An 11,114-nucleotide genomic window follows, 5' to 3' on the forward strand; every position below is an offset into this window, starting at 1 on the left:
CCCGCTTGGCGGCGGGCGTCAGAACTTTTTTGCCAGAAGATCCTTCAACGCGGCCTGGTCCAACATGGCATCGGCGAGCAACCGCTTCAGCTTCGCGTTCTCGCTCTCGAGCTCCTTCAGTCGGCGGGCATCGGACACCTCCAGCCCGCCATACTTCGACTTCCAGTTGTAGATCGTCGCTTCCGACACTCCGTGTCGCCGGGCCAGGTCAGCGGTCTTCGCACCCGCCTCAGCCTCCTTCAGCACACCGATGATCTGCTCTTCGGAAAACCTCGTTCTCTTCATCTCGTCCGTCCTTCTGTAAGGGCCGGACTCTAATCCAAATTGGAGGAAAATCAGGGGGTCACGTCACAACGAGTCAAAGCCAGACGGATCTCCCCGAAAGCTATTAGACAATTCACGGCTTTTGGAACTGGGCTGGCGGCCGCGCATAACGCTCAAAGAAGGAATCCTCAGAACGTATCAGAGTTTCCTATCCGAAATGACATGACCTCGAAGTTTGCTTAAAGGCCAAGCTACCACCTAATCTCGCGGTCTCACCGATTCACGAAATGTGACGACTGAAAAATCGCAAACTCCGCCGGTAGCCTTTGGATAGCATTTCGAGCCCAAGATAGGCATGACCTCTCAATTGATATCCTTCAGGTCCGACCTCACCACTTCCCCTTCATAAGCGCGGCATGATGTAGCGAATTAGATCGAGATGCAAAAAATGCCGGCCCCAACCTAATGGGACCGACATTCTTTACATCGATATTTTCGAATTAGACGCTGACAGGCAGATCTTCATCGTCATCGCCGTCTGCGGCGACAACGATGCCTGCGATTACTGCGGCAGCAGCAAGAATGGCAACGAGCACGCTGGAACCACCGAGTTCGGCTTCTTCCTTCGAAGCCTGCGAAGCGCGCTGCACGTCAGCAGCGGTAGCCATAGCCGGCGTCGCGGTCATTGCGACTGCAGCGAGCGGAAGCAAAATTTTCTTCATCGAGTTTAATCTCCTAGTCTCTGAGCGACAGCTCAAATATCTGATCTGTCGATTCAAAATTATGTATACTACGATCCACCAAGGAACTCAACCCCTTAAGAGTAGCCACACCCTGATAACGATGATCAGATTCAAGCATATACCGGCTAGGGTTGGATTATTAAAATCCTGCTAAACTCCAAGCGTTCCGAGGAAATTTGAAACGGCCACAAAAAAGATTGAGAGCGGAACTGCCGCAAATGCGCAGTTACCAGCTTCGCCACAGCAAGCCGACAAGCACGGACGCAGGATAGCTAAGAGGCACGACGCTGCAGCCATGAGCTTCGACAGGCGGTCACATTTGGGTAGCCAATAGCAAAGGGGAAATTTCTCCCTTGAGAGCGGATTTTCCCGACCATGCTCGTCCATGGAGCCCGAGCTCAAGGTAGGAACACCCAGATGGAAGCCTAGTGATTGAGTGCGAAATCTCGCGCTCACCAAATGGCACTTCCATAATCTGTTCGCCGCTGCCCACGCAGGTCAAGACGAGTTTTACATCTTGGGACAAGTTACTTGGGCGGATCTCATGCGTAGCAGAAATCGTGAACGGCACCTCAGGGGGGCTGATGGTCCGCTTGGCGAATGTTCCTCCATTTCCAGGGCGGATGTATAGTTCAAGATTATCTGAATTTTGGCTTGTTTGCGCCCGGAATTCGGCGCTGTCGACAAAGCTCCAATCAAAGGGCTCGAAGGTAGAGATCCAACTCAGGACTTGGTTTGATCGCTCGGCGGATCCCTCCCCTGATAATCGACGATATAGAGCGTACGAAGCTTCGAGATCTCCTCCGGAAACTAGGTTGCGCAACAAGGTTTGGTCTAGCTTTTGATCATCAAAAGATTGCCGGGACCGCAGCTCAACAAGGTTGGCGAGCGCCTTGGGTTGTCCGATGGCATAACTGACGAAGCGCTTGTGCCAGGGAGAGGACCCGTCGAGCACTCGTGAAAATTCTTCTACAGCGCCTTCTTGCACAAATACCGAGAGCAAAACTGGAAAAAGCTCACCCGACCTGGCGGGGCGAACTCGTAGGATCTCGTCTATAGTGCCAACTGCACCACCATAATTCTCCGCTAGGACCTGCTCTTGAAGAACGAGACCTTGGAGTGTCAATTCCCGACGGTTTAGCGTCGAAGCGAGATCAACTACCGTGGAGCGTGCCTTTCCTTGATCTGTAGCAAGGGCAAGGATTGCAAGAGAATTCGGGGTAAGCGGCTCTTTCAAATAAGCTAGCCGAGCCCACATCTCAGCACTTCGCGCCGCAGCCTCCGGTTCTTGTGAGAGCACGGCGGAAGATGCGTACTTTTCGGACGCTATATTCTCTCGTGCCAAACCATTTAGCGGGAACAGTCTGGCCGCTATTTCTGGCTGCTTACTAGTCAAGGCTATCCCCGCAGACTGGAAGCCAAGGCCAAGAGCTAAAAAACCACAGGTTAGGCTAAGAAGCGTAAACCTGAGAGGCTTCGCAAATTTCATCGATCGGGCCTCGCTAGCCTCTACGCCTTTTCGGCTTTTTCGCTATCGCCGTAGCCATAGCCGTAGCCGTAGCCGTAGCCGTAGCCGTAGCCGTATGCGGAATTTTTTTGGCTCACCTTGGTCACAACCGCGCCGTAGACTTGAGCCCCTGATCGTATCAGGCGACCAAGCGCATTTTCGATGCCACGCAGCTTGATCCGTTCCGTCTCAATCACAAAGATAACCCCGTCCACGGCCTTGGACATCTCAATCGCATCCGCCAAAGCAAGCATGGGAGCGCCATCAATAAGGACCTGATCATATGAGCCTCTCGCGGCCTCAATGATTTGAGCAAACCGTTCTCCGGCGAGGAGCTCAACAGGATTGGGCGGCGTGTGACCCATGGGGAGGATATCAAACCCGAACTCGTCAAGGGTGACGGTTTGCGACGCGAAATCAACTTCCTGGTTCGTTAGCAGCGCTGCCAAACCACCCCTGTCGTAATCCTCAAGCTCGAGGGTATTACGAAGTTTGGAATTCCGAAGATCGGCATCGATGAGGAGCGTACGCTTACCCAACTGGGCGAAGCTTGTTGCTGTTCCTACTGTTGAAATGCTCTTGCCTTCTGCAGGGACTGATGACGTGAACATCAACACTTGCGGAGCACCTTGCGGGGTAAGGAAGTTAATATTGGTCCTTACTGTAGTGTAGGCTTCACTTATATCAGACGATCGCTCTGCGACCTTGTCAATCATCTGCCCATCGTCATTCCGGGGTATGGCGCCAAGTAGAGGGAGGCCGAGCCGCCTTCGAACATCCTCGGGATCCTGCAAGGTCTGGCTTAGCGCCACGCGCAAATAGACCAGGCCTCCGGCAATTACCACGCTACCGACTATGGCAATCAAAAGGTTCTGAATGAGCGACGGAGCATAAGGTGCATCGGGTGCTTCTGCCAGATCGATGATCTGAATATTATTTTGTCCAGCGCCAGACGCTTCCAGCTCCTTGAAGCGCTGCAACAAGGCAGCATAGATCTCGCGATTTGTATCAACTTCGCGCTTGAGAATCCCGTAGCTGATGCCCTGCCCCTGCTGGCCCAAGAAGCGGCGCTTAGCCTGTTCCATCTGTTCGCGCAGCTCGGCCTCCCTCAGGCGGGCACCCTGAAGCGAAGCACGAGCGCCACTCGAAATCGCAGAACTTAATGAACTTACCTCAGCTTGCTTTTCCACGACCTCAGGATATTCCGGGCCATAGTTGGAACGCAGCACAGCGAGTTCCGCTTTCGCCTGGCTCAGCCTCGTAAGCAATTCGTTACGAGGATCATTTCCAGCAAACTCACCAGCGACTACCGCAGCCTGTGCACTAACACGGTCAGCGACGGCATCCGCAAGCGCCGTATTCAGCGCCTGCAAATCGGCACCGACAAGGGTTTGGCCAGCACTCTCAGCTCCGGAATCCTCTCCCGAATTAAGCACCAGAATCTCGTTGGCATTCGCGTATTCCACGAGTTCACGCTCAGACTGCGCCAATCGTTCTCTGAGTTCTGCGATCTGGCTTTGCAGAAAATCGCGAGCTTCGATGTTAGCCCCGAAACGTTTCTCGTAATTAGCGGCCACGAACTCCTGCGCCCAAAGGTTCGCTATCTCAGCTGAAATGGCAGCATTTGGACTGGAGAACTTAACATCCACGAGACTAGATTGGGTGATTGGATCGATACTGATGTTCTCAAGGAGAACTCTCTCGATTGATCGGTTAAGGTTCGCTTCCTCGTCGAAATTGAAAGCTTCTAGAAACTCTTCATCTCTGGACAAGTTGCCTGCCTCAAGGACGCGCTTAGCCATGAACTGTGAGACCAGCAGCTCATACTGAGTGTTGAGATACTGCAGCTCCGAGACCAACCCCTCTGACTCGAGAGAATCCAGATTGGTCACATCGGCAGTGACCTGCGACACCTCGAGCCGCGACGTGGCCATGTAGAGAGGTGTGGCAAGAAGAGTCGCCAAAATGCCCAGCAAGATGCCCAAAGCGATAATGCCGGCAAGCCAGTACTTTAGTCCGAGCGCCTCATGCCAGTAGCGCTCAAGATCCAACGCGAAAGACGCGCCACTACCAATTTCATCATCGGCGATCTGGCGGCGACCATCATGCTCCACGCCAGCCGGGCCTGCGAAGTCGATCTTGTTCATCGCCCAATCCGATCGATCAAAATTGCAGAGGTCGAAAGCAGGGGCGCAAAGCGCAAAATATTATCAAGACGCCTTCGCGCAGGAGAGTCCCCCACGATAACAATGTCATTTGGATAAAGTGTTGGGTCTGCATAATTGCCGCGTTGGATAGCTTGGATGTTATAGGCCCCTATGTACCGCTGGCCCGCAACAGTCCTCAAAACCAAAACATCCTGCAAATCGGCGTATTCTGCCAGTCCACCAGCTTGGTTCACAACTCGCAAAAGCGATTGCCGGACAGGGACAGGATATTCTCCCGGCTTGTTTACCTGTCCGCCAACCGAAACCGTGCGTGGCGGGATCTCGCTAGGCAGTACACGCACTTCAGGGTTCAGCAGATAAGTTCCGCGCAAAGAATTTGCGATCAACTCCGCTGCCTCATTGGGCGGAAGACCATCTAGCTCGAGCACACCTAGCAAGGGGAAGGAAATTCGCCCGAGCCCATCGGAGAGGTATGTACCACTCAGCCGCTCCGCACCAACAACCTCAATTTCCAAAGCCTCTTGGGGACCTATGACGTAGAGGTTCTCAATTCGCGGGGCAGGCAATTCTTCGAGCTGCGCTATCTCGATCCCCGGCGCCGTACCGTAGGTGCGGTCGGTCGCGCATCCTGACAACGCAAGGGCGACCACCAGGCCGGCAAAACCCGTTCTCAACTCTCTCACTACAAGTATTCTCTTCATGCTGGGCGCCTTAGCGCAATTCTGATGACGGGAAAGTCGGTTTATTGTCCGAAGGATTCTCCCGACGATTCATGTGTCTTCCGCGTCACGATGGTCGCGCGAAAGGGCGAGTAGGAGCCAAATCAGTACTAGCTGGAAAATCGGCGTTCTCAAGGGGTAGTCCACCAGGGATGCGGCAGCAATAATGCTGAAAATGCTGATCCAGAAGATACCGAAGACAGGCCCCATGCGAACATGAAATGATCTCGACAATGATCGTACCATCCAAACGGTCAGTCCGGCCAATAAGGCCCCCGCTATCACTCCTCCTTCGATGACGAATTGCAACCAGTCATTGTGCGCTTGGTTTACGTAACGTGGCATCAGCAGTTCAGACGGCTCGTAGATGTGGTAGACTTGTTCAAACGAGCCGAAACCTGAGCCGACCAACCAATGTGTCGAGAGCATTTCGGAAATGACGGGCAGGATCGACCATCTCAAATCGGCAAAACTGTCTTTCGCCAGGATATCGCTGAAGGCGGGCGCCCGGCCAAGAGCTACGAATCCAACAACGGTCAAGGCCAATATCAAGAGCGGTACAACCGCAACCAGGTACGGGCGCTGTTCGCTCCAACGCCTTAGCCGACCAGGGGGGGGATTTTCACTACGGCGTGCTGGCGACACACCGATCATCACTACCGCAATGAGGGCAGCTCCCAAGCATGCGACAAACCCCGCACGCGATCCACTAACCAAAGCTACGAGGACAATTAAGAAGAAGGAGGCAGGATAGAATATGCTCAACCATCTGGCGCCACGCTGTATTCGAGCCTCTAAACCAAGCCTAGCTACAACCAGCAGCGAGCAGGCAGCGAAGACTGCCGAATGGTTCTCATTTGCAAAGATGCCGACAGCCGAGCCCCAATTGGTGAGCTCGTAAAAATAAAGGGGACTGGACCGTCCCGAAATGACTTGCAGCAAACCCAGCGCTGCATTCAAAATCCCTAATCCAGCGACAATTTGAAGTAAATCCCGGGTACTTGCTCTAAGAGCAATCGCCAGCAGGAGCCCTGCCGCTGGTACGACTAAGCTGCCGAAAGCATTCCATGTTCGCATGGGTGCCAAGGAGAGTGGGCGCCAGACATCGTCAAAGCCCAATGCACCGTCCAGTTGTTCGATTGCGTCACGGCCGGGAAGTGCATGCCAAATTTCAGGAGGCAGCGGAGCAAGTTGCAACCCAACAACCATCACGAATAAGCCAAAGAGAGTGACGAGCGCCGCTTCTCGTTTGAGTTCGTGCCATGCGAGGTAATAGAGCGCTGGTATAAGAAGCAAGCCCGACAACGCGCGCAGCGGCACGATTTGGATTGCGTCATAGCGTGAGGCACCTCCTAAAAAGGCAGCCACACCGGCCAAGAGCGCTAGGAAAATCCACCGGTTGGTGGGCTTAATTGCAGCGTATCGTGAAGGGGAGCGGTGGCTGGTGCCGTTGGCCATCAAATTCTATCGACCTTCGCAAGCTAGATCATGCGTTCAAAATTGTGTGGAACGCGACTGGAGCCAACGCCTCGACATTGCAAGCCCATACTGGCGCAAATCCGCAATGCTATGCGCGATGACCGTTGCCCCACTCCAATCTCATGCCCCCCCCCTCCCCCGACCTTTGATTGGCATTTTTGTGCTTGTTTTCCTTTGAACGAGGGGCAGAACCGCAGGCAAAGACCAAAACAACCCCATACACAGTAGAATGCCGCTCCCACCGTCAAAAACCTAGGTCTCTGACCGAATCACTCAAGACACATAAGAAAATTTTGCGCTCCGGCGACCTCAAAATGAATCACAGATCTTAATTACGCTATTAGTTTCCGCACTTTAGCTGCCGATCCAAAGTTCTTTCCTGCAGACGTATCATCGCCGGCCTGATCCTAATTCAGGAGGAACCGATGGATGATGATGAGATCAAATTGCACGAGGAAGCCTACTCCAGGGCAGTGGCGCTATTTGACGAGATTGCGCTCGAAGTACCTGGAGGCCTTTCCCGCGAGGGTTTCCTGAAGCTGGTTATGCAGGCCGCCGTGTGTCGCTGGTCGGTTTTGCCCATGTCGCGCGAAGAACGGGACAACTATATCAGGGCAGTCATCATATCTCTCATTGACCTCTCACCCGCGAACGCCCTCGAAGGAATGTTGGCGGTCCAGATACTGACCAACCACGAGGTCATCGTGGCGTGTCATTCCCGGGCCTTGAACCAGAGCGAGCTGCCCATCCACCGCGATGCCACCCAGAAGCACGCAATCAAAGCCATGGAAACATCCATGAAGCAGATGATCACTCTCCAAGGCATGATCGAACGCCGTCAGCTCAACATGAAAAGCGCCAAAACGCTTGATCGCCAGCATGCCGAGCGGCTGAGCTATAATGAGCCCACTGATCCGAATGTAAGAGATCGTTCGGAGAAATCCGTTCTGTCCGCCAATCTCGAAACTTCTAAGAAGTGAGCCGAGGCTCAGGCAATCACCCGCGTAGGGTCGAGCCAATGCTCACTAGTCATCGGTGCGGGGCCAAAACCCGCGCCGGAGGATCATGCAAATCTCCATCAATTTCAGGGAAGAAGCGATGTCGGATGCATGGTGGTGCGGCAGGATCTGGCGCCCCGAAGAACAACCACAACGCACTCAAACATGGCTTCTATTCGCGAGAGGAAGTCCGGAAGCGCAGGCTGATCAAACTGATGCTGGATGACTTCCGCAAGACACTCAGCGAGATTGAATAATTGGATTGGAGGGCAGGTCTTACTAAGACGGCGTAACCGCCAGACGCCGCAAAATTCATACGTATCTCCCTCTCGCAGCTTCGATCATTCTCGCCAAGAGATATTTCCATCCGGCTTGACTCTCCTGCTGCGCGATCAACTTGGATCATCTCGATCCCGGTCGCGAAGCGAGGAAGGCACGCAACGTATGTGGGAGCCAATTCCAGTCAAAAGTGTGTCGCGGGAATGCGTGGTCATGTAAGATCGAGAGGCGGTTCAGGACAGTGAATCCTGCGAGGTCATAGGTTGGAGTTGCATGCCCCATGCGCATGTCTTAGCGAACAGCGAAGTACGAGTAGCAAGGTTTTATGCGAAAGAGATTGAATGATTGACCACTTTAGGCGTCTCTCGACCGTAAGCCGAAGGCAAAAAATAGCGCTTCAACTCGTTGTCGATTCTGGATTGATCGTCGCCTGCTTCTTGGCAGCGATGACAATCCGGCTCGAGAGCCTCGAATTCCTATCCAATCTGAAGATTTGGCTGCCGGTCTCTATCGCTGCCGTAGCGGCGATTGGGACTTTCTGGCTGACGGGGCTGTACCGCACGCTTGTTCGCTTTGTGACCGGTAAGATCCTGACATCGATCGCCAAAGGTATTCTGGCTTTCGCGATTATCTTGTTCGTGGCGAGCAACTTGTTAACAGCTGGCATTCCGCGATCTGTGCCCATTATCTCTGGAGTTCTTCTTTTTCTCGCGATTGGAGGGATTCGATTCGTGGTTCGTCAAATCTTCCGAAAGCCCATGCAGGTGAGCAAAAGACCAGTCGTCATCTATGGCGCGGGAGAGGCCGGCCTTGAACTGGTCAACTCACTGTTCCATGGGCGTGATTACGCTCCCATCGCTTTCGTGGACGACGATCCGCGCCTGCAAAAACTCACGATCAGCGGGATCCCTGTCTACTCTCCACAGGCAATTCCAAGGCTCGCTGATGGCGGGGCTCTTGAGGTTGTTCTTCTGGCAATGCCAAATCTCAGCCACTCCCGGCGCCGCGAAATCTTCGCCTCGCTCGAGGATTTAGACCTTGAAGTTAAAACCATCCCCGGTCTCTCAGACATAATTAGCGGCAGGGCTGAGATTTCCGAACTGCGCAATGTGACGGCTGAGGACCTACTGGGCCGCGACCCGGTTGCCCCTGACGCGGAACTGCTAAAGAGGAATATCGCCAATAAGGTCGTCATGGTGTCAGGAGCCGGTGGCTCGATTGGCAGCGAGCTATGTCGTCAGATTCTCGGCCAGGGACCAAGGCAGTTGATCCTGTACGAGATCTCTGAATTTGCGCTCTATACAATCGAACAAGAGCTCTCAGAGATGGCCGATCAGATTGCATCATCGGCCAAGATCATTCCCGTGCTCGGCTCAGTCCAGAATGCCAAGAGGCTGGAGGCGGCGATCAAGGCATTTAAGGTTGAAACGATCTATCATGCAGCTGCCTACAAGCACGTACCTCTTGTGGAAGAGAACGTCGTTGAAGGGATCCGCAACAATGTTTTCGGCACCCTGACCATAGCAAGGTTGGCACTCCAAAATAACGTAGCCAACTTTATCCTGATTTCGACTGACAAGGCGGTCAGGCCAACCAACGTAATGGGTGCCACCAAGCGCATCGCTGAACTCATATGTCAGGCATTCGCAAAAGGAGGGGGCTCAACCAACTTCTCAATGGTGCGTTTTGGCAATGTGCTCGGATCGTCGGGCTCAGTCATTCCCCGGTTCCGTTCACAGATCGAAGCAGGCGGCCCCTTAACGGTGACGCACCCCGATATCACTCGCTATTTTATGACAATACCTGAAGCATCCCAACTCGTGATTCAGGCCGGCGCAATGGCAAGGGGTGGCGATGTCTTCGTTCTTGATATGGGCGAACCAGTCAGGATTGCAGACCTGGCCGTGACCATGGTGAAATTACATGGCCTCACGCCATATTTTGTGAATGATACTCACGAAGTCGTCCAGGAAAAGGGCGATATTCCGATATGTTTCACAGGACTGCGAAAAGGGGAGAAGCTCTTTGAAGAGTTGCTGATTGGGAACGATCCGCAAGCGACAGAACACCCCCGCGTCCTATCCGCCAAAGAAATCTCAATGGCGCCTGACAAACTCTTGCCACTGCTTGATAGGCTGCTCGAAGCTTGCAAGTCGTTCAATCTACCGGAGATACACGACATACTGCGCGACTTGCCGCTTGAGTATTCACCACTACAGGATCGTCTATTTGATTTGGTTTGGGAAGCCACGCAGACATTAGCGCTTGCCGGCCAGCAGGTTAAACCAAACCCGGCAAGCCAATGAGCTCCAACCGCAAAGGCCTCGCCGAGAAAGTTTGGTGTAAGATGCTCCACTTATACTTTCGAGCAACCCGGGGTTTGTCTCCAAGGGTCCGCACTGTCGTATTGAATGATAGTGGAGAGGTTTTGCTGGTAAGGCACACGTACACCAGCGGATAGCAATTCCCGGGCGGCGTAGCGCCCAACGAAACTGTCTAGACCGCTCTAGCAAGAGAACTGGAGGAAGAAACGGGCCTAAAGCTCGTCGGAATGCCAAATTTGCATGGCATCTTTCTCAACCGTCCGGAGAGTAAGCGTGACCATGTGACGTGACCCCCTGATTTTCCTCCAATTTGGATTAGAGTCCGGCCCTTACAGAAGGACGGACGAGATGAAGAGAACGAGGTTTTCCGAAGAGCAGATCATCGGTGTGCTGAAGGAGGCTGAGGCGGGTGCGAAGACCGCTGACCTGGCCCGGCGACACGGAGTGTCGGAAGCGACGATCTACAACTGGAAGTCGAAGTATGGCGGGCTGGAGGTGTCCGATGCCCGCCGACTGAAGGAGCTCGAGAGCGAGAACGCGAAGCTGAAGCGGTTGCTCGCCGATGCCATGTTGGACCAGGCCGCGTTGAAGGATCTTCTGGCAAAAAAGTTCTGACGCCCGCCGCCAAGCGGG

At 53.7% G+C, this 11,114-nt stretch carries 8 protein-coding genes and 2 pseudogenes; 4 read left to right on the forward strand and 6 right to left on the reverse strand.

Annotated elements, in window-relative coordinates:
• The 6 genes and pseudogenes from BM173_RS14265 to BM173_RS14290 all read right to left on the reverse strand — a co-directional run.
• Positions 1–285, reverse strand: a pseudogene (locus tag BM173_RS14265) (transposase); the annotation flags it as partial.
• A gap of 479 nt (positions 286–764) precedes the next feature.
• Entirely contained in the window at positions 765–986 is a 222-nt protein-coding gene (locus tag BM173_RS14270) for a hypothetical protein (RefSeq protein ID WP_090483141.1), read from the reverse strand.
• Positions 987–1,320: 334 nt separating this feature from the next.
• Positions 1,321–2,496, reverse strand: a complete 1,176-nt coding sequence (locus BM173_RS14275) for a hypothetical protein (RefSeq protein ID WP_090483142.1) — start codon at positions 2,494–2,496, stop codon at positions 1,321–1,323.
• A 20-nt stretch (positions 2,497–2,516) separates the two neighbouring features.
• Positions 2,517–4,661 (reverse strand): GumC family protein, encoded by a 2,145-nt coding sequence (locus BM173_RS14280; protein WP_090483143.1) that lies wholly within the window; start codon positions 4,659–4,661, stop codon positions 2,517–2,519.
• Positions 4,658–5,383 (reverse strand): polysaccharide biosynthesis/export family protein, encoded by a 726-nt coding sequence (locus tag BM173_RS14285; RefSeq protein ID WP_090483144.1) that lies wholly within the window; start codon positions 5,381–5,383, stop codon positions 4,658–4,660. Before BM173_RS14285 ends, BM173_RS14280 begins: the two co-directional genes overlap by 4 nt.
• A 69-nt stretch (positions 5,384–5,452) precedes the next feature.
• Positions 5,453–6,859 (reverse strand): O-antigen ligase family protein, encoded by a 1,407-nt coding sequence (locus tag BM173_RS14290; RefSeq protein WP_090483145.1) that lies wholly within the window; start codon positions 6,857–6,859, stop codon positions 5,453–5,455.
• Positions 6,860–7,305: 446 nt separating this feature from the next.
• Between BM173_RS14290 and BM173_RS14295 the strand changes: the two genes are divergently transcribed.
• From BM173_RS14295 to BM173_RS14310, 4 genes and pseudogenes are all read left to right on the forward strand, one after another.
• The gene (locus BM173_RS14295; RefSeq protein WP_090483146.1) at positions 7,306–7,860 is read left to right on the forward strand and encodes a hypothetical protein; all 555 of its coding nucleotides are present in this window, start codon (positions 7,306–7,308) and stop codon (positions 7,858–7,860) included.
• Positions 7,861–7,898: 38 nt separating this feature from the next.
• Positions 7,899–8,135, forward strand: a complete 237-nt coding sequence (locus BM173_RS14925) for an HGGxSTG domain-containing protein (protein ID WP_090483147.1) — start codon at positions 7,899–7,901, stop codon at positions 8,133–8,135.
• 363 nt (positions 8,136–8,498) lie between these two features.
• Positions 8,499–10,463 (forward strand): polysaccharide biosynthesis protein, encoded by a 1,965-nt coding sequence (locus tag BM173_RS14305; RefSeq protein ID WP_218152659.1) that lies wholly within the window; start codon positions 8,499–8,501, stop codon positions 10,461–10,463.
• A 366-nt stretch (positions 10,464–10,829) separates the two neighbouring features.
• A pseudogene (locus BM173_RS14310) lies at positions 10,830–11,114 on the forward strand (transposase); the annotation flags it as partial.

The sequence above is a fragment of the Qipengyuania nanhaisediminis genome (assembly GCF_900115585.1).
Lineage (GTDB): Bacteria > Pseudomonadota > Alphaproteobacteria > Sphingomonadales > Sphingomonadaceae > Qipengyuania > Qipengyuania nanhaisediminis.